Annotated in this window: 15 protein-coding genes; 8 read left to right on the forward strand and 7 right to left on the reverse strand. The window is 43.8% G+C overall.

The window, feature by feature from the left end:
* Position 1: 1 nt before the first annotated feature.
* The 6 genes from ccoG to ccoN form a co-directional block, all read right to left on the reverse strand.
* On the reverse strand, positions 2 to 1,414 hold the full coding sequence (gene ccoG / locus A3729_RS11140; RefSeq protein ID WP_068506518.1) for a cytochrome c oxidase accessory protein CcoG: 1,413 nt from the start codon (positions 1,412 to 1,414) through the stop codon (positions 2 to 4).
* An 81-nt stretch (positions 1,415 to 1,495) separates the two neighbouring features.
* Positions 1,496 to 1,837, reverse strand: coding sequence for a hypothetical protein (locus A3729_RS11145; RefSeq protein ID WP_156490703.1), 342 nt, complete (start codon positions 1,835 to 1,837; stop codon positions 1,496 to 1,498).
* 82 nt (positions 1,838 to 1,919) lie between these two features.
* Positions 1,920 to 2,798, reverse strand: a complete 879-nt coding sequence (ccoP, locus tag A3729_RS11150) for a cytochrome-c oxidase, cbb3-type subunit III (protein WP_068554745.1) — start codon at positions 2,796 to 2,798, stop codon at positions 1,920 to 1,922.
* A gap of 2 nt (positions 2,799 to 2,800) precedes the next feature.
* Positions 2,801 to 2,983, reverse strand: coding sequence for a CcoQ/FixQ family Cbb3-type cytochrome c oxidase assembly chaperone (locus A3729_RS11155; protein ID WP_068506528.1), 183 nt, complete (start codon positions 2,981 to 2,983; stop codon positions 2,801 to 2,803).
* A gap of 2 nt (positions 2,984 to 2,985) precedes the next feature.
* A complete protein-coding gene (gene ccoO, locus A3729_RS11160) occupies positions 2,986 to 3,591 on the reverse strand; it encodes a cytochrome-c oxidase, cbb3-type subunit II (protein ID WP_068554743.1) in 606 nt (201 codons plus the stop codon).
* Positions 3,591 to 5,021, reverse strand: coding sequence for a cytochrome-c oxidase, cbb3-type subunit I (ccoN, locus tag A3729_RS11165; RefSeq protein WP_068506532.1), 1,431 nt, complete (start codon positions 5,019 to 5,021; stop codon positions 3,591 to 3,593). The genes ccoO and ccoN overlap by 1 nt, the downstream gene beginning before the upstream one ends.
* Before the next feature lie 348 nt (positions 5,022 to 5,369).
* Between ccoN and A3729_RS11170 the strand changes: the two genes are divergently transcribed.
* From A3729_RS11170 to A3729_RS11200, 7 genes are all read left to right on the forward strand, one after another.
* On the forward strand, positions 5,370 to 7,982 hold the full coding sequence (locus A3729_RS11170) for an RND family transporter (RefSeq protein WP_156491928.1): 2,613 nt from the start codon (positions 5,370 to 5,372) through the stop codon (positions 7,980 to 7,982).
* On the forward strand, positions 7,979 to 8,863 hold the full coding sequence (locus tag A3729_RS11175) for an outer membrane lipoprotein-sorting protein (protein WP_068506535.1): 885 nt from the start codon (positions 7,979 to 7,981) through the stop codon (positions 8,861 to 8,863). The genes A3729_RS11170 and A3729_RS11175 overlap by 4 nt, the downstream gene beginning before the upstream one ends.
* 11 nt (positions 8,864 to 8,874) lie before the next feature.
* Entirely contained in the window at positions 8,875 to 10,176 is a 1,302-nt protein-coding gene (locus tag A3729_RS11180) for a DUF1302 family protein (protein ID WP_068633838.1), read from the forward strand.
* A 154-nt stretch (positions 10,177 to 10,330) separates the two neighbouring features.
* Entirely contained in the window at positions 10,331 to 11,704 is a 1,374-nt protein-coding gene (locus A3729_RS11185; RefSeq protein WP_156490408.1) for a glutamine synthetase family protein, read from the forward strand.
* Positions 11,705 to 11,718: 14 nt separating this feature from the next.
* On the forward strand, positions 11,719 to 13,107 hold the full coding sequence (locus tag A3729_RS11190) for an aldehyde dehydrogenase family protein (protein WP_068553484.1): 1,389 nt from the start codon (positions 11,719 to 11,721) through the stop codon (positions 13,105 to 13,107).
* Positions 13,108 to 13,119: 12 nt separating this feature from the next.
* Positions 13,120 to 14,304: an iron-containing alcohol dehydrogenase gene (locus tag A3729_RS11195; protein ID WP_068516696.1), complete on the forward strand. Its 1,185-nt coding sequence runs from the start codon at positions 13,120 to 13,122 to the stop codon at positions 14,302 to 14,304.
* Positions 14,305 to 14,312: 8 nt separating this feature from the next.
* Positions 14,313 to 15,029: a hypothetical protein gene (locus A3729_RS11200; protein WP_068553483.1), complete on the forward strand. Its 717-nt coding sequence runs from the start codon at positions 14,313 to 14,315 to the stop codon at positions 15,027 to 15,029.
* Positions 15,030 to 15,047: 18 nt separating this feature from the next.
* On the opposite strand, the gene A3729_RS11205 is transcribed toward A3729_RS11200, so the two are convergent.
* Positions 15,048 to 16,007, reverse strand: coding sequence for a GGDEF domain-containing protein (locus A3729_RS11205; RefSeq protein ID WP_068516688.1), 960 nt, complete (start codon positions 16,005 to 16,007; stop codon positions 15,048 to 15,050).
* A gap of 308 nt (positions 16,008 to 16,315) precedes the next feature.
* Here A3729_RS11205 and smc point away from each other — a divergent pair.
* Positions 16,316 to 19,803, forward strand: a 3,488-nt coding sequence (gene smc / locus A3729_RS11210) for a chromosome segregation protein SMC (protein ID WP_068633840.1), incomplete at its 3' end; no start/stop codon positions are given.

A 19,803-nucleotide genomic window follows, 5' to 3' on the forward strand; every position in this document is an offset into this window, starting at 1 on the left:
GCTATCTTGGGCTGAAGAATCGAGAACTTTCTTGAACCTTATATATATCATCCTCAATCTTGGTAGAGATTGTAAACTCAAGAGTTTCAATAGGTTTATCTAAAGACGCTACGGGGCTTGCAACGGTTACGGTAACATTGCCAACTTCGCCTGGTGCTATTTTTTGCACTTCATTGTAAGAAACCTTTGCGCCGTCAATTCCGGACACATCAATTTGATATGTTTGCGCATTCTTACTTTTATTCATCACCTTAAAGTTATAGACGTTTTCAATATTAGACGCGTCGATAACGCGGTATAGTGCACCACGATCTCTGAGTACATCAACTGCTAGCGGTGAACGCATTGCAATGGCAATAACAAAGGCAACAAATAAAGCAACTAACAAAATAGCATAAGCGACAATTCGCGGCCTAAGAATCTTAGTTTTTTCGTGATGTAAGGAATGTTCAGTGGTGTAGCGAATCAAACCTTGAGGTTTCGAGACTTTTTCCATTACCTGGTCACATACATCCACACAAGCTGCGCAGCCAATGCACTCATACTGTAAGCCTTCGCGAATATCGATGCCAGTAGGGCAGACCTGCACACATAAAGAGCAGTCAACACAGTCACCTGCCTGGTCGGCCATTTCCTTTCTTTTTTTACCCTTAACTCTTGGCTCGCCACGGTCATCGTCGTAGGAGACAATCAGAGTGTCCTTATCGAACATGGCGCTTTGGAAGCGTGCATAAGGGCACATATATAAGCATACCTGTTCTCTGAGGTAGCCAGAGTTTCCATAAGTCGCAAAACCATAAAATAGGATCCAGAAAGTTTCCCAGGGCCCAAGAGTGTAGGTGCCAGACAGCGTTGTCCACAAAGACGCTGATAACTCGCGTATAGGTGTAAAATATCCGACCAAGGTAAAACCGGTCCATAATGAGAACAGGAGCCATACAAGCTGCTTGGTCCCCCGTTTGCGAATTTTTTCAGCATTCCAGGGCATCTTTTCCAGCTTAAGCTGTGCGCCTCGGTCACCCTCAATAATGCGTTCCATCCAAACGAAGGCTTCAGTCCAGACGGTCTGGGGGCAGGCATAACCGCACCATAAGCGGCCAGCCAAGGCTGTAAAAAAGAATAGGCTGAGCGCAGCCATGATTAATAGCCAAGCTAGAAAGAAAAAGTCTTGAGGCCAAAACGTTAGCCAAAAAATATGAAACTGGCGCTCCGGTAAATCGAACAAAATTGCTTGATGTCCATCCCATGTAAACCAGGCTGCAAAATAGTAAAGCCCGAGCAGTGTAAACATCATTGCTTTGCGAAGCGATTGGAAAACACCTTTTACTTCACGGGTGTGTACCTTTTCATGACTTGCATACAAGTTGCTGTCGGAAGACTTGAAGCGATGTGCAATTTTGTTTTCAATATCCATTAATTAACACCAATGTAAACAGATAGAACTAGATGCCTGCAGGCCTAGGAGCAGCTGCAAGTTGTTTTTGTCTTGAGCCGACTAGTCAGCTTCCTCATCGTAATGTTCTGACAAGGATTTTTGTCGTTTGGCAAGAGGTAGGGCCAATAAGACACAGCTCAAAGCTGTGCAGCTAAAACCAAACACCCAAAAGAGGAAAAAGCCTAATGTATATAGAGCATTTGGGCTAAACTCTACAGGGAAAGTCGCGATACTTGATAACTCTATCGGATCAAATGCTGCGAAGAAAAGCATTGTTGCCAGTGCTGCGCATAAAAAAGACACCCAAGCCATAACACCAAATGAGCGCCAGAAAACTTTCGACTGTAATTCTTCCTCGGGAACAATCGTGCGTAGTTGCGATATGATAATTCGAATCATCATTGACCTCGGATCATTATAAATATTGGTGTAATTCAGCGCCTATATAAATGATTGGGCGCTGAATTACACCTTGATGACAAAGTTATAGAGACAAAATATAAGCTGATAGAACTTTAGCTTCTTGCTCACTAAACAAATGTCTGTGCGACGGCATGTTGCCGTTACGTCCATTGGCTATCGTGGCGTCAATATCTCTTAACAGTCCGCCATATAACCAAATATTGTCAGTAAGGTTGGGCGCACCAAGCAGCTGGTTGCCTTTACCGTCAATGCCATGGCAAGCAGCGCATTGCATATCAAAGCTTGCCTTGCCTTGTTCTGCTTTGGTCGCGTCAGTGGACTGATTGCTTAAGCTAAGCACGTACTGAGTAAGGTCAGATCTTTGCGTGTCATCTAAAATTGCGCCGAAAGCAGGCATCACGCCTTGACGGCCATTTAGAATTGACTGCGAAATCAAATCTGAACTATTTCCGTATAGCCAGTCATCATCTGCAAGATTCGGAAAGCCTTTTGAGCCTTTAGCATCGGAACCATGGCATTGCGAACAGTTATTGTCAAACAAGCGTGAAGCAGTTTTCATTGCTTCAGTATTTGCTTGAAGTTCTTCAGCTGTTTTGCCCTCAAATTGAGAAAAGAAGGCAGCGCGGTCCGCTCTATTCTTTTCCATTTGGGCGTCTAACTGATTAAGTTGAGTCCAACCTAATGAACCTTCGTTATTACCTAGTGCAGGGTAAAGGTACATGTAAATTGCTGCAAAAATAGTTGTCAGAATAAACATGTTAAACCACCACTTTGGTAGTGGGTGATTCAGTTCGGATATACCGTCCCATTCATGTCCGGTAGACTCGACCTCACCGCTCTCATCCGACTTCTTTGAAGAAGTCGCGAACAGTAGCCACATGACACCAACTAGGTTGCCGATGACCAATACACTGATGAAAATACTCCATCCTGTACTCATAATTAGGCCTCACTTTTTTCTTTGTTATTGCAAGTATTCGTTGCAGTGTTATCCAAGGGAAGATTTGCCATTTCCTCGAACGCTTCTTTACGCTTGCCACTCCAGCTCCAGAAGCAAATTCCGATGAACGTAAGCAAAAGCATGCCGGTCATTAAACCGCTTAGTGTGTGCTGTAATTCGCCCATGCTTATCTCCCGTTGTTTGCAGTGCCAAGCACTTGCAAGTATGCAATCAAAGCATCGATTTCAGTCATATTTGCTAGCTGGGCGGGCCCGTTAGCGATTTCTTCGTCTGAATAGGGATGGCCTAGTAAACGTAAGGCTTCCATTTTGCTTATAATGCTATCAGTTTCTGCTGGTGCCTCGGCTAACCAAGGGAGGCTTGGCATATTTGATTCAGGCACCAAATCACGAGGATTGATTAAATGTATACGATGCCATTCATCAGAGTAACGGCCACCAACGCGTGCCAAATCAGGACCTGTTCGTTTCGAACCCCACTGGAACGGGCGGTCGTAAACTGATTCACCTGCAACTGACGGAGGGCCATATCGCAACACTTCATCAGCGAAAGGTCTAACCATCTGTGAGTGACAGTTGTAACAACCTTCACGAATGTAGATGTCGCGGCCCGCTAGCTGAACCGCTGTGTAAGGTTTAACGCCTGGTGCTGGTTCTGTCGTTTGTGTTTGAAACATCAGCGGAACGATTTCAACCAAACCGGCAACACTAATTACTAGGGCAATTAATACACCAAGTAGTGCGCTGTTCTTTTCAATAGTTTGATGATTCATTATGCTGCCTCCTTGTTGGATGCTTCGTTGTCTAACTCGGAAGAACCGATGGTTTTAATTACGTTATATGCCATCATCAACATACCAACCAAGAACATTAATCCACCAAGTACACGTACGACATAGTAGGGGTAGCTAGCTTTGATACTTTCAATGAAAGTATATGTCAGCGTACCGTCGTCACCCATGTCTCTCCACATTAGGCCTTGCATTACACCAGCGATCCACATTGATGCTATATAAAGTACTACACCAATTGTTGCGATCCAGAAATGACTGTTTATCAGCGATTCGCTATACATGCGCTTTTTGTTAAATAGCTCAGGAACAAGCATGTAAACGGAACCGATAGTAATAAAAGCAACCCAACCAAGCGCACCTGAATGAACGTGCCCAACTGTCCAGTCAGTATAGTGAGATAGTGCGTTGACGGTTTTTATCGACATCATTGGCCCTTCAAAGGTCGACATGCCATAGAACGATAGGGATACAATCAGGAACTTAAGGATCGGGTCAGAGCGTAACTTATCCCATGCGCCAGATAGCGTCATGATACCGTTGATCATACCACCCCATGACGGAGCTAATAGAACCAAGGAGAACACCATACCAAGTGACTGGGCCCAGTCTGGTAGAGCAGTGTATTGCAAATGGTGCGGACCAGCCCACATGTAAATAGAGATCAAAGCCCAGAAGTGTACAACTGATAATCTATAGGAGTATACAGGGCGATTCGCACGCTTTGGAACGAAGTAGTACATCATGCCTAAAAACGCCGCAGTTAGGAAAAAGCCAACAGCATTGTGTCCATACCACCACTGAGTCATTGCATCGGTTGCACCCGAAAAGACAGGGTAGGAATGAGTCAGGCTAGTAGGAATAGATAAGTTGTTAACGATATGAAGTACCGCTACAGCGATAATGAACGCTGCATAGAACCAGTTAGCAACGTAGATATGCGAAACGTTTCGCTTTACCAACGTGCCGAAGAATACAACACCATAGCTAACCCAAACGATTGCAATGAGTAGGTCTATTGGCCAGATTAGCTCTGCATACTCTTTGCCTTGCGTAAAACCAAGAGGCAGAGTGATTGCTGCTAATACAATGATTAACTGCCAACCCCAAAAGGTAAACTTCGCCAGACCAGGCGCGAACAGTGTCGTATGACATGTCCTTTGGACTATGTAATAAGAGGTTGCAAAGAGTGCACAACCACCAAACGCAAAGATTACTGCATTCGTATGTAAAGGCCGCAAGCGGCTAAAAGTTAAATACGGTAAATCGAAATTTAGTGCGGGCCATGCAAGTTGCGCGGCGATAAGCACACCGACAAGCATTCCGACAATTCCCCAGACTACCGTCATAATGGTGAATTGCCGAACTACTCCATAATCGTAGTTCTTAGGTTGAATAGGCGTTTGATTCATATGATTCACGTTCCTTATTATTTGCCAAAAGTTGGAAGCAAGCCGATTCTGTAGCGCCTCTACCTACTTTGCCTTGATGTATGTCAAGTGGGGTATATATTTATTCCTTTTATCAAGTGCTTAAGGGGTGGGGTTGATATACATCAAAGTGGGTAGTTTAGATTTTGTACAATTAACTAAAATTGAGAACTGATTGCTATTTTAGTTATGGCCTTTATAGCTTTCTGTAAATGAAATTCGTTATCATTGCTTACGCATTTGAATAACAACAAAACTGCAGCATTCTTCAAATTTGCTATACAAAGTCATCGTCAGCGCCTTGCCCAACTAATTGAATGGATCCTACTTTTGCAAAATTATCTCTCTAGTCTTAATTCCTTTTTCGAGCGAGCTCCGGATTATCTACTTAAGCGCCGTTTGTTTGTCGTCAGCCTCTTCTTTGTTATCTCTGCGGCTTTTATTTACGCAATGGTCACTAAGTTTACGATGGATATGTCCCTCGAAAGCTGGTTCAAAGATGATGATCCAACTAAAGTTTCTTTAGATAAATATCGACAGCAGTTTGGCAGTGATGACGGCATCTATATTGTTTACGAAGCTCAGGATGGAAATGTTTTCTCATCAAAATCTGTAGCCACTATTAGGGCCTTTCACCAGCAGCTCGATGACCACCGGCTTGGACTAAGCAGCGAAGATGTTTCTCCAGAATTTGATCGTGGAATACTTCAGCGAATTGATCAAATTGACAGTTTGTACAATGCGCGGTATCAGGTAGCAGATAAAGACACGCTTATCTCTAAGAAATTGTACGCTCAGGATTATCCAACTAGCGATCTCGAGCTAGAGCAACGAAAATCTATTGCGCTAGGGCAGGACGCTTTTAAGTTAGCGTACTTTTCGCCAGATCATAGATTCGGCGGTATTCGTATAAAAACCGATTTTGGCGTTATCTCTTCCTCAGAACCCCAGGTTGACGAAGGTGTTGATTTACTCCAAGGCGATGAATTTGAGTTTGATGACGCAGCAGTTGAGATAGTGTCAACGGAGCTCAGTGATGAGCCTATTGATTTTGAAGAAATGAGTATGGATGAGTACTTAGTTTTTATGACGTCTCTGCGTACCGTTGCTGCAAAGCCTGAATTCGCTCATTTCAGTTTCCACTTTACAGGCAACGCCGCCATGATGGAGTTTGCCATGAACAATATGGCTCAAGCGTCGATGTTAATGGGCTTAATGCTATTGGCCGTTGTTACCTTGCTGTGGATACTGTTTCGCTCTTTTTCAGCTGTCGTTTGGCCGGTCGTTGTGATTTCGTTTTCGGCCTTCTGGTCTATAGGTTTTCTGAGCGCAATTGGCGTTACTTTGTCGACAATGGTGAGTCTGTCATTCATGTTGATACTGGCCGTTGGAACTGCTGACTGTGTACATGTGCTGAGCGCATATATGCTATACAGACAAGAAGGTGAGGAGCATCGCCCTGCGATGCGAATGGCCTATCGCAAAACCGGCATCCCTATATTTTTAACAACCATCACGACCATGGCGGGTATGATGGCCCTGATGATTAGCGATCTACCTCAAATAGCCATCTTTGGTTTAAATTCTGCCCTAGGTGTCGGTGTAGCTTTCATTTTTACATTATTTCTTTTACCTGTACTACTAGATCTCTGGCATCCGTATCATCTGAAAGCGTCCAAGAAAGCCGAGGCAAAGAAGAGCAAGTATGCGTCGGGTGGAGGTGCAGGAAGAGCAAGTTCGCTTCAACACTTCCTTGATAAAATACCCGCGTACATTAAAAGAAAGAGTAAAGTTGTCACGCTTTGTTATATCGCGCTTTTCGGCTTGTTTGTAATTGGTACGCTTCAAGTAAAAATTGACTCAAATTTAGTCGAATTGGCAAAAGAAGATGCACCGATTCGGGTTACTTACGATTTGGTCGACAAGGAGATGATGGGGGCACAGAATCTCGAGTTTATTGTTGACATGAAATCGTCTGATGCGCTTAAAGAACCGGCAGTACTTAAGGTGATTGATGCCTTCCAGGCTCACTTGGTCGAAACCTACCCTGACAGCGTTGTTAAAACCTTTTCTTTGGCTGATTTCGTAAAAGATACAAATAAGGTAATGCATGAAGGGGACCCCACTTATGATCGCGTGCCGGAAGACCCAGTTCTAGCGGCGCAGCTTCTTTACCTCTTTGATAATGCCAACAGCCGAGACCGAAGAAATGTTGTAAGCGATGACTACTCCAAGACTCATATTTCAGCTCAATTGCGGAACAAGGGCTCGTTCGAATACACCCATTTCTTTGAGCAGGTTCAACTTGACCTAGATCGTTATTTTGAACCTTTAAAGGCTCAGTATCCAGATCTTGAAGTAAGTGTTACAGGTCAGTTAGCCTTAATGATGGAGTTAATCGATCACATCAGCTGGGCACAAATCAAGAGTTTCGCTTTTGCACTGGTTATTATCACGATCTTGTTAATATTCTCTTTAGGTTCTGTGCAAGCAGGGTTGATTTCAATGATTCCTAATCTCCTGCCAGCATTCTTTACCTTCGGTCTGATGGGCTTGCTAGATATACCTTTAGATACGGACACGTTGATTATTGCTCCCTTAATTATTGGTATTGCCGTGGATGACACTATTCACTTTGTTGCACATTATCGAGATGCGTGGTTTGAACTTGGTGATGTTGACGCGGCTCTTAAAAGCACCATCTCAGAAGTTGGCCAGGCGGTAACATTTACTACCCTAGTCTTAGGGATTGGCTTTTCAATGCTTGCCTTCTCAGACTATATGGGACTGGCAAAAACCGGTATTTTTGGTTCATTATCAATCGTAGTTGCTTTGTCTTCAGACTTACTATTACTGCCTGCCTTGATAAGCTGGCTAAAACCAGATTTAGGGCGGAAAAAACATATGGCAGCGCTTGTTCGTCAAGAGGAGGTCGGCGCATGAAAACGATAAGCTTTAAGGTCTCGGCCTTGGTGATGCTAATTGCATTTAGCACACTGTCTCAAGCTGCTAATGATGCGAAAAGTATTATGGAAAAAGTGGATGTAGTTCAGCGAGAAACGGCTGATATGAACTTAAGTCTATCGACACTTTCTTCTTGTCCTTTTCAAATCAAGAGCAAGAAAGTGTCGTGCACCGAGTCAAAACGAATCAAACGATTTGAATCCTACAGCATTCAGGCTGGCGTTAATAAAAAAGACAGCAAAGCTATCTCTATCATTCTAGAACCCGCCCGCGAAAAAGGTGTGGGCATGCTGACATATAGCTACGAAGATGATTCAAGAGATACCGAGTCTTGGTTATACCTGTCTGCCTTGGGGAAGGTGAAACGAATGGTGAGTGGCTCATCTGATGATCAAGAACCAGTCGCTTTCTTTGGTTCTGAGTTTACAACAGAAGATATGGAAAGTGGCAAAACTGATGAATATGACTACAAGATTTTGCAAGAAGGAAAGTACGGTCAAACTCAAGTTTGGGTTATAGAAGCGAAACCAAAGCCTGTGCGTCTAAGAAAGACTAACTATAGCAAGCTACTTCTATGGATTGATAAAGAAAAATTTGTAGCGCTTAAAGTGCAAGGTTACGACAAGCATGGCAAGCTTTACAAACGCACTCTGATGAAAAAATACGAGAAGCTGTCCGGGAAGTGGCTAGCGCGTGAAATTACGGTCTTTAATCTGCAATCTAAGCGCTTATCAACCATCGTAAATGAACAAGTTGTTCTTGGCGTTGCGCTAGATGAAGCGTTTTTGACCCAGCGTAGCCTCAACGATTTTGCCTTCCGTGAACAGCATTTGTCGAAACTGAGAAAGCACTTTAAGTGATAGTTACACTAATGCTTAGATTCCTACTAGTCACTTATTTGCTCTCATATTGTGGCCTTGCTATATGTGAAGACTTACTAGAGCAGGATGAGGTCTACGATGATACTAGCTTACTTGCTGAAGAATCACTGTTACTTAGCGATGAATTCGAACTAGGCGAAGACTCTCACGAAAGGCCAGGTTCGTCTTCAGCTATGCTCATAGATATATTTAGCGTGTCTGTCACGCGTGAATTGGCATACGGTCGGCATGTTGAACAGTCAAATATTGGTATGAGGCTTGAGCTGGATACACCCCTTTGGTCGGGTGCGTATGCACGTATAGATTATGAGGTAACACACTTTTTCTCTCCAGAGAATCTATCTCGTGACTATGGAGAGTCCTATACGAATAGAGAGTTAAATGAAGCCTGGTTGCAGGTAAGTTTTTCGGATTGCGTTGCAAAGCTTGGACGTCAAACCTTGTTCTGGGGGCGAGTAGAGGGTGCTAATGCGCTTGATGTCATATCACCAGTTGACTTCACTAAACCCTTATTGACTGATTTTAGTGATATCAGACTCTCGTCAGAGATGGCTCTTTTTCGCTGCTATCAAAACGATCTTACAGCTGAGCTGTTCTATCAAGAAGATGCTCTGTTGAATCGTTTCTCTCATTTCGAAAGCGAATTAGAACGTATTGCCAGATCAGGGATGGGCGACGAATGGGGAGGGCGTTTAAGTTTGGCTAAGCAGGCTTTTGATCTCTCGTTAAGCTATGCCCGCCTGTATGCTAATCATTTCTCCATACTAATCGATAAGAATACTTTTCAAAGCACACCTTATAGTCAGCGTTACGAACTCTATGGGCTTTCGCTGGGTATCAATCAGGGAAGCATTATGTACGAGCTTGATTTGGCCTATAAAACAAATCAACTCTCTTCAGTATATGCGCTGAGTGGTCGGCCTGAAAACTTAGAAAACAGGCTTGAAATTGCGCTAGGTTTTGAATATCTAAGTGCCGCTAATCATCAAGTGAATGCTGGTGTATGGCGTTTTAAAAGTCTAGAGCAAGATACGAATCGTACCATCTATAACGAGATCTGGAATGTTTCATGGAGCAAGGAGTACTTTAATGATGTGCTCGGCTTGAGTGTGCTTGGGGCTTGGTCTACTGTCTCTGAGCTATTTGTGTTGAATCTGGCATCTGAGTATGACTTTAATGACTATGTTCAGTTATCTCTTGCGCTTAGCTATGCCAGCAAAAGCGGCTCAAATGACCCAGTTTATCCTGATTCAAAACTTAGCAGCACCTTTAAAATAGAAGCCCAATTCTAGCGATTTCTAATTGCTTAGCGAGCTCCCACTTATCTCGCATTGTTAGTAATTTCCTCTTAGTTTTTATTAATGCACCGCAGTTTTATGCGCATGTAACATTTCTAACCTAAACTTAAGGCTAGATGCGATTATAAAATAAAAATATTTGGATAATATGATGGAAGCCAGATCTGTAAAAACGATTGAAGATGCGAAGCATATTGTAAATCTTCGTGGAATAAAGCATGTCAAAGTTGGTCTTTTCGATATAGACGGCGTGATGCGCGGTAAATATATGAGCAAAGATAAGTTCTTTGCTGGGCTCGACAAGGGTTTTGGTTTTTGCGATGTTGTTTTGGGCTGGGACTCGAAAGATCAGTTATACGACAATGTCAGTTACACTGGCTGGCATACAGCCTACCCAGATGCCTCTGTACGAATTATTCCCGAAAGCTGTAGGGAGATTCCTTTTGAGCAAGGTACTTTACTTTTTATTTGTGAATTCGTAGGTGCCGCGGCAGTGCTCTGTCCGCGCAATCTTTTGAATAGGATATTACAAAAAGCAGACTCAATGGGCTTTTCTGCCAATGCAGCGCTAGAGTATGAATTCTTTCTATTTAACGAAACCCCAAAAAGCGTAAGAGAAAAAGGCTTTCGAAACCTTGAGCCTTTTACGCCGGATAACTTTGGTTACTCTGTTTTAAGGGGAAGCGTTCATCACGACTTATATGCACAAATCCTTGGGCTTGCGGAGGAAATGGATTTTCCGATTGAAGGTCTACATACAGAAACCGGGCCAGGTGTTCTTGAGGCTGCGATAGCTGTTGATACCGCACAAAATGCCGCCGATAAAGCGTCGCTATTTAAAACTTTCATTAAAGTATTGGCCCAAAAAAATGAATTGATGGCCACCTTTATGGCTAAGTGGTCGGCCGACTACCCAGGCCAAAGCGGCCATATTCATATTTCCTTAAACGATGCGAAGACAAATGAGTCAGTCTTTTTTGATCAAAGTAAAGATTATTCGATGAGTGATACTCAAAGGCATTTCGTTGCGGGTCAGCAGTTATTGATGCCAAAGTTCTTGTCATTGATTGCGCCAACGGTTAATAGTTATACGCGACTAATTCCAGGCTTTTGGGCGCCAACCGATGCTACATGGGGCGTTGAGAATCGTACTTGCTCGCTGCGCGTTATACCTGGTTCAGCGAAGTCGCAGAGAGTCGAGTATCGTTTAGGCTCGGCAGATGGTAACCCGTATCTAACCTTGGCAGCGGCGCTTGCTTCAGGTTTGTATGGTATCGAGCACAAACTTGAACCGACACCAATGGTTGTTGGTGATGCGTATTCACAAACGCATCCCAGCGCATTAAAACTTCCTGCAACACTTTGGGAGGCGGCGCAAGCTCTAAAGGAGTCTAAAGAGGCGAGAGGCCTATTTGGCGATGCCTTTGTAGAGCATTTTGCATCGAGCCGAGAATGGGAAGAGCGAGAGTTTCGCAAGCACATTAGTGACTGGGAAATGGACCGGTATTTCGAGATTATTTAACTAGAAGACATATTATGGCTAGAAAACTGAAAACCTATTCGCCAATTGATGGCTCTCTATATGTTCAAAGAGAGTTGGTTGGCGAAGAGCAGATGCTTGAAGCGGTGCTGCTTGCAGATAAAGCGCAAGATGACTGGGCTTTGGTACCCTTGGAAAAAAAGAAGCACATTTGTTCGTTAGCTGTAGAGTGCTTTGAAGAAAAAAAAGAGCTTATAGCTGAAGAGCTATGTTGGCAAATGGGACGACCGATACGATATGCAGAAGGCGAAGTTTCCAGTTTTGCAGCACGCGCCCGTCATATGATCTCAATATCTGATCGATGCCTTGCGTCAAACGAGGTTGACGATAAGCCTGGGTTTAAGCGCTTCATTAAAAAGTGTCCGGTTGGAACGGTAGCAGTTCTAGCACCATGGAATTACCCTCTACACACACCGATCAACTCTATTATTCCAGCTTTATTAGCTGGTAACTCGGTGATCCTAAAGCATTCAGCCCAAACACCTTTGTGCGGTGAACGTATTGTAGAGGCTTTTGCCGACGCGGGTCTTCCTCAGGGCGTATTACAATGCCTTCATATGAGTCATGACACAGCCAAGACTATGCTGGAGCAACCTTCCATAAAGGCTGTGACCTTTACTGGTTCTGTCGAGGCCGGTAAAGATATTGAAAAAGCATGTGCAGGTAGGTTTATTAACCTAACGCTTGAGTTAGGGGGCAAGGATCCGGCCTATATTCGTAGTGATGCTGACCTTGAATATGCTGTTGAATCAACTGTAGATGGTGCTTTCTTTAATTCCGGTCAGTCGTGTTGTGGGCTCGAACGGATTTATGTTCATCAGTCAATTTATAGTGCGTATGTCGAGCGCTTTGTAGAGCTTACTCGGGAGTATGTCCTGGGTTGCTCAAATGATCAGGCAACGACGCTTGGTCCGGTAGTCAATGCTTCGGCGGCAGCAAGAATACGCAAACAGATTCAAGGCGCAATTGATTCAGGTGCCAAAGCCAATATCGATGTCACAAATTTCCCTCTTGATCAGAATGGTACGGCCTATCTAGCACCTCAAGTGCTGACGAATGTTGATCACTCGATGTCAGTAATGCGTGATGAGACCTTTGGTCCAGTTGTGGGGATAATGGCTGTTAGCTCCGATGAAGAAGCAGTAAAGCTTATGAACGACAGTGACCTGGGATTGAGTGCAGCTATTTATAGCAATGACCTAGAGGCTGCGACTGCGCTAGGCGAAAAGATTGAGACGGGTACTTTTTTTGTTAATCGCTGTGATTTTCTAGATCCCGAATTGGTGTGGACAGGGGTGAAAAATACCGGGCGTGGTTACTCTTTGTCTGTGCACGGCTTTGATAATTACATCCAACTAAAGTCTTACCATATAAAATCTATTTGAGAGTAATTGACTATGCATATATTGGAGGGGAACTGGAACTACCCGAATCAGATTATTTCGGGCGCCGGTCGTTTGGCTGAGCTCGCTACTCAGTGCCAGGAAAAGGGATTTGAACATCCTTTAATCGTGACGGATCCCGGTCTTTCGAGCTTACCTATTTGTGATGAACTCAAGCAGACACTTGAGCGCGCAAACATTAAGTTTGATGTTTATGATCAGGTATCAGCCAACCCGAATCAAGAAGATGTGTGCCGCGGTGTTGAGCAGTTTAAACGCTCAAAGCATGACTCAGTAATCGCTTTTGGTGGTGGCTCAGCACTTGATGCAGCAAAAGCAATTGCTTTAATGGTTGGGCAAGAGCTACCTATTTGGGAGTTTGAGGATGTTGGCGATAACTGGTGCAAGGTAAAGGAGGAGGGTGTTGCACCTGTTATTGCAATTCCTACAACAGCTGGAACAGGTTCAGAGGTTGGTCGTGCTTCTGTCATTACTGATTCAGAAAAACACCTAAAGAAGATTATATTCCACCCAAAGATGCTACCAGTGCTAGTGATATTGGACCCCAACGTAACGACAGGTTTGCCAGCTAAAATTACCGCTGCAACGGGCTTGGATGCCTTATCACATTGCCTTGAAGCTTTTTGCTCACCTTCTTACCACCCGATGGCTGAGGGTATTGCGCTTGAAGGTATGCGCCTGATTAAAGAAAATCTCCAGCTTGCATACGAAAATGGCGATAACCTAGAAGCGCGGATGCATATGCTGGTTGCTTCAAGTATGGGGGCTGCAGCGTTCCAGAAAGGTTTGGGAGCGATGCATGCTATCGCACATTCTATAGGTGCAACATATGGTGCGCATCATGGTCTTCTAAATGCTATTTTGATGCCTTATGTCCTCGAAGAGAATTATAGTGAAATCAAAACAAAGCTCGGGCGCGCCGCGAGATATCTTGACCTAGACGGAGGTTCCGCAGACTCGTTTATTTCTTGGGTCCACCAACTTCGAGCAGACCTTGGTATACCACGTACCTTAGATGAAATCGGTATCAACTTAGGCGATGTACAAAAATTAGCTGCCATGTCTGTTGAAGATCCTTCAGCTGGTGGCAACCCTATCCAGCTGTCGTCAGCTGATTATGCGCGCTTGATCGGAAATGCCATTCAAGGCGTAAATGAAACGCCTGGGGAAGGGGCGTAGGCTGCATAATGGATAACTATAAAGTCGCCATTTTGCAGTGTGATGACGTGCTAGATAAGTTCCGGACCGACTTCGGAAACTATCCGGGTATGGTTGAAGATTGCTTTACGCAGGTCTCGCATAGCTTAGAGTTTTTTACTTATGATGTGCGTAAAGGTGAATATCCTAAACAGATACAGGATTTTCGTTTTTATGTGATCACTGGGAGCAAAGCCAGTGTCTACGATAATGAGTTCTGGATAAGTAAATTAGTAGAGTTTGTGCAATGTCTGGATCGAGTATCGATACCTGTGTTTGGAATCTGCTTTGGTCATCAGATCATGGCTTTAGCAAAGAATTGTTCGGTTGAGAAATCTTCTAAAGGTTGGGGTGTAGGTGTTTCAAGTAATGAATTAACCAAGTGCGCCTATGACTTAGGCTTTGAGGGAAATGCCCTTAATATGATTGTTAGCCATCAAGATCAAGTCCAGAATATACCGCAAGAATCCAAGCTTCTAGCGACAAGTGATTTTTGTCCATACTTTGCCGTTCAATGGAGTGATTCCTTGATTAGTATCCAAGGGCACCCGGAATGGACTTGTGAATACTCTGAAGCCTTAATGAATGATCGTCGCGACCGAATCCCTGCTAATACAATTGAGGCTGGTCTAGAGTCCTTAGCGAAACCTCTGGATAACAGGGGTTTCCTAAGTGTAATTTCGAAATTTTTACTTCAGAAAGCGTGATGTTGGTTTTGGTGGCTGTTAATGTGCGTGACTTATCGGCAAGGTAGTTAGGGTGTCATTTAGCTCGCTTGAAACTGCCTGGTTTCTACCATTCAATTTTGCACTATATAGTGCCTTGTCTGCTCGCTCTTTCAGGCTATCAAGGGTTTCACTTTGAATGAAGGTCGAGGTACCAGCACTAATGGTTACAGGGATAATTTTGCCCTTATATAGGTAGGTGTGTTGCTCTACGCTCTGCCTGATTCGATCAGCAATTTTTAAAGCTTGATTGGCATCTGTATCATCTAGAATTAATACGAACTCTTCGCCACCGTAGCGAAAACACAAATCACTTCCACGCGCGCACTTTTTGATTGTCGCTGCAAGGTCGCGAAGGACGCTATCACCGGCTAGGTGTCCGTATGTATCGTTGACGTGTTTAAAATGATCAATATCAAGCATGAGAACGGAAAGAGGGGTGTTGTGACGTGTCGCTAGCTCTGCCTCTCTGTGTAAGCTGGCATCAAGTGCGCGTTTATTGCCGCAACCCGTTAACTCATCTCTAAGCGCTGATTGAAGTGCTGCTTGATATAGTTTTGCATTTCGTAAAGGAAATACCAAGGTGCTAGCCAGGCGCTCGATAATGGAAAGTTCTTCTTCAAGAAAGCGCTTCTTTCTAGAAAAGGTAATTGCGCCTAATTCTGTTTCGTCCATGGTGAGGTTGTACTGGCAAGAATGTACACCAGATTTATCACCAATTGTGATAGGGCTCTGATTGGAAGCTTCATGTTTCATTTGATCAAATGACACCAAAGTCTGGACTTCACTCGCAAACATATGAATGATGTCACTACAATCTAGCGTGGTTTGGAGGCGGCGAGTTAAGCGAGAAATAATATCGTTATTGTCGCTAATTGATTTATTTAGATCGCGATAGGTAGATACTATCTTAGCCTTATTAAAATCAATTGTTGTATCGTTTCGTTCGTTACCGCTCATCGTATGGCTCCACAATAATGTTCCAGTATTGTTAATTAATACAAATTGTGGGCCAAGCCAGAAAAACAGCTTATAAACAATGCTTTAGATGTGATTGAACAAACTATTGACGCGATTTGTTGCGTTGCGGCTTGCCGGTTCGTCAAAAAAATGTCTCAATATTCGGCCTCTAAAGGCCGTCACGGCAGTGCGTCGCCACTTGCTTCGTCGATATTCTCAACATATTGATAGAAATAGCGCCTTGAACCGTAGATAATAGCGAAAATTTTTGAAAACCCATTTATTAGTTTTGGAGCACTTTCTGAGCAATGCGCTTAAAGTCCATTAAGTTAGCCGGATTTAAATCTTTCGTAGATGCGACGACGGTTCCTTTTTCTACCAATATGACCGCTATCGTTGGGCCTAACGGGTGTGGTAAATCAAACATTATCGACGCTGTTCGTTGGGTGATGGGTGAAAGTTCGGCAAAGAACCTTCGTGGCGAGTCGATGACTGATGTTATCTTTAATGGCTCTACCGGTAGACAGCCCGTCGGACAAGCATCGATCGAGTTGTTGTTCGAAAATCAGGAAGGCAAGCTGAGTGGTGAGTATGCTTCATTCACTGAGATATCAATAAAGCGGAAGGTCACAAGAGAAGGTAGCTCTCAATACTACTTAAATGGCACTAAGTGCCGAAGAAGAGATGTTACTGATATTTTCCTCGGTACGGGAATGGGGCCTCGATCTTACGCAATTATTGAGCAGGGGATGATATCCCGCTTAATCGAGTCCAAGCCTGAAGAGCTTCGCGTATATCTCGAGGAAGCAGCAGGAATATCCAAATATAAAGAGCGTCGCAGAGAGACAGAAAACCGTATGCGTCGAACTCAGGACAATCTTGATCGCTTGGCCGATATTCGTGAAGAACTTGGTAAGCAGCTTCAGCACCTTAAACGGCAAGCAAATGCAGCTGAACGTTATACTGAATTCAAGAAAGAAGAACGTCTACTCTCTGCAAAACTTCATTTTGTATATTGGGATCTTCTCGATCAGGACCTATCGGGCAAGTCCGATCTGTCTGTTAAATATGAAAAAGAAATAGAAGATGCCGTTATTGCTAAGAATAGCAATGAAAACAAAGTGGATGTGCTGCGTACTGAACTTGAAGACAAGCAAGAGGTATTCAATAAGTTTCAGGCAAAATTTTATCAGTCTGGCGGTGAGATTGCTGCGCTAGAGCAAAAACTTAAGTTTATTAAGAGCCGCCAGCTCGAGCAGGAGCAACAGGTTAGTCGGCTTAAAGAGGAAATTGCTGAAATTGACGAGGTATTGTCCGCTGACCATGAAACACATGAGCTTGTGCTAGCGGATCTAGAAGAAATTGAAGCGGTATTTATTGAGCTTCAGGAGCAGCTTGAGCAATCCTCTTTCGAGCTGGAAATGCGCGAATCTGACATGGAATCCTGGCAACTTCGGTGGGATCAATTTAACCAGGACTCTGCAAATGCTCAAAAAAGCGCAGAGCTTGAGCAAGCTAAGATCCAGCAAACAGAAGAACGAATTCAAGAGCTCGAAATACGGCATGAACGCCTATCTCACTCCTCTATTGATGTGCAGCGAAGTATTGAAGAGCTAGATCATGGTCAATGGGAAGAGGAGCAGTTGATAGTAGATGAAAAACTATTAAGCTCTCAGCAGGAAGTTGATGACATATTGCCTAAAATTGAGCAACAACAAGACAAGATTGAATCACTAAGCGATCAGAAGTCTATCTTGCATGCAAAGATATCGGAGCAGAAAGCTGTCCTCGCTTCGCTTGTAACACTTCAAGAATCTGTCTTGGGTGATGATTCTAGCGTTTCTGCGCAAAAGCGGCAGATGGGTATTGATCAGCTGCCATTGCTGATGAATGAGCTTAAGGTCACTTCAGGTTGGGAAATTGCTGTTCAGCAAGCGCTTCATGATTGGATGAACTCTTTGGTTTCCGACGGCGTAGCAACGGATCTTATTCTGAATTGCGAAACATCAACTCTGGAAGGTTCTGTTACCTTATTAGATAAGGATAAAAATGGATCAAACTCTAATGTTGTAGCAAAATCTGGATCACTTGCTCAATATGTTGAAGGTGCACCGTCTCAAGTAATTTTAATACTAAACGATATCAAAGTTGCTGATTCAAAAGAGCAAGCACAGCTTGCTATTGCTACACTGGCGGAGCACGAGTCTGTTATATGTACTGATGGCCTTTGGTTTGGTCAAACATGGGCAAGAGTATACAGGCCCGGTGATACCGAGGCAGGCGTTCTTGAGCGTGCAAATGTTATCGCAAAAATAAAGAAAGCTATTCCAGCGCTAGAGGAGCAGCTTGATGCCGTTAATCTTCAACTTGAAGCCAATAAAGATGCTCTACATCAATATCGTAAAGACTTAGAGTCTTTCGAGGTATCTATTAAAACGCTGACCAATGAGAAAGCTCGAATAGCTGGTCAGCAAGGAGCAGATAAAGCCAAGCTAGATCAATTCAATCTCCAGCTAAAACGAAACGATGAAGATATCAAGGAGTTGTTAGATCAGCTTGAACAGTATCGTGAGCAACTTGCTGAATCGCGCGAAATCTGGAATGAAGCGCTGCTATCGCTTGATGAGTTCACTGAGCGCAAAGCAGTTCTTAGCGAAGAAAGAGAGCGTGTTCAATCTCAGCTAGAGATGTATAGAGCTCAGTCTCGCGAAGCGCAAAATTCAGTACATCAGAAACAAATTGAACAACAGCAAAAGCTTAGTCAGGTAAACTCCCTAAAACAAACTATTGAGAGGCTAGGCAAAGAGTTAAGTTATAAGAAGCAACGAATTACTGAGCTTAATAATAGCGAACATTACGAAGATGAGTCCTTAGAGGACTTGTCTATGCAGCTTGAAGGTCTCTTGGAATCCCGGCTAATTGCAGAAGAGCGACTGAATGAAGCGCGAAAATCCGTTGAAAGCGTTAGTATTAGCTTGCGCGAGGAAGAGGGCGCTCGCGTTAAGTTTGAAGGTGCAATACAGTCAGCAAGAGAAAAGCTCGAAGCAATCAGGATGGATACTCAAGCGCTATCCATTAATAAGAAAAACCTCGAAGAGAGGATTCTTGAGGATGGATTCGAAATTGATGCGCTTAGTTCACAAATTCACGCAGGCGACAACGAAGCAAATTTGAAGGCAGCTTTGGAGCAATTAGGGCAAAGAATTCAGCGCCTTGGTTCGATTAACCTTGCTGCTATTGATGAATTTAAGGTTCAGAACGAGCGAAAGCAGCATTTGGATGAGCAGAATGATGAACTTGTCGATGCGCTAGATACGCTTGTGGATGCGATTAAAAAGATAGATAAAGAAACACGCACCCGCTTCAAGCAAACATATGACCAAGTAAACGAAGGCTTGCAGCGCCTCTTTCCGAAGATATTCGGTGGTGGCAACGCGTATCTTGAATTAACTGATGACAACTTGCTGGAAACTGGTGTCATGATTATTGCGCGTCCACCAGGAAAGAAAAATGCCACGATTCACCTTCTTTCTGGGGGTGAGAAGTCTCTAACTGCTATCGCGCTTATCTTTGCTATTTTTGAGCTGAATCCGGCACCTTTCTGTATGCTGGACGAAGTAGATGCCCCGCTTGATGATGCAAACGTTGGCCGCTTTGCCAGAATGGTAAAGGAGATGTCTTCTCAAGTGCAGTTTATCTATATCTCTCATAACAAGGTGTCTATGGAAAAAGCAGACCAGCTTATGGGTGTGACGATGCATGAGCCTGGCGTTTCCAGGCTAGTCTCTGTTGATAT

The organism is Oleiphilus sp. HI0043 (assembly GCF_001634935.1).

What these genes read in the sequence shown, in the direction of transcription:
- A3729_RS11195 (WP_068516696.1), top strand. Translation starts at nt 13,120, where the DNA reads ATGCATATATTGGAGGGGAACTGGAACTACCCGAATCAGATTATTTCG.
- A3729_RS11200 (WP_068553483.1), top strand. Translation starts at nt 14,313, where the DNA reads ATGGATAACTATAAAGTCGCCATTTTGCAGTGTGATGACGTGCTAGAT.
- A3729_RS11180 (WP_068633838.1), top strand. Translation starts at nt 8,875, where the DNA reads ATGCTTAGATTCCTACTAGTCACTTATTTGCTCTCATATTGTGGCCTT.
- A3729_RS11205 (WP_068516688.1), bottom strand. Translation starts at nt 16,007, where the DNA reads ATGAGCGGTAACGAACGAAACGATACAACAATTGATTTTAATAAGGCT.
- A3729_RS11190 (WP_068553484.1), top strand. Translation starts at nt 11,719, where the DNA reads ATGGCTAGAAAACTGAAAACCTATTCGCCAATTGATGGCTCTCTATAT.
- ccoG (WP_068506518.1), bottom strand. Translation starts at nt 1,414, where the DNA reads ATGGATATTGAAAACAAAATTGCACATCGCTTCAAGTCTTCCGACAGC.
- A3729_RS11175 (WP_068506535.1), top strand. Translation starts at nt 7,979, where the DNA reads ATGAAAACGATAAGCTTTAAGGTCTCGGCCTTGGTGATGCTAATTGCA.
- ccoP (WP_068554745.1), bottom strand. Translation starts at nt 2,798, where the DNA reads ATGAGTACAGGATGGAGTATTTTCATCAGTGTATTGGTCATCGGCAAC.
- A3729_RS11185 (WP_156490408.1), top strand. Translation starts at nt 10,331, where the DNA reads ATGATGGAAGCCAGATCTGTAAAAACGATTGAAGATGCGAAGCATATT.
- A3729_RS11155 (WP_068506528.1), bottom strand. Translation starts at nt 2,983, where the DNA reads ATGGGCGAATTACAGCACACACTAAGCGGTTTAATGACCGGCATGCTT.
- ccoN (WP_068506532.1), bottom strand. Translation starts at nt 5,021, where the DNA reads ATGAATCAAACGCCTATTCAACCTAAGAACTACGATTATGGAGTAGTT.
- ccoO (WP_068554743.1), bottom strand. Translation starts at nt 3,591, where the DNA reads ATGAATCATCAAACTATTGAAAAGAACAGCGCACTACTTGGTGTATTA.
- A3729_RS11145 (WP_156490703.1), bottom strand. Translation starts at nt 1,837, where the DNA reads ATGATGATTCGAATTATCATATCGCAACTACGCACGATTGTTCCCGAG.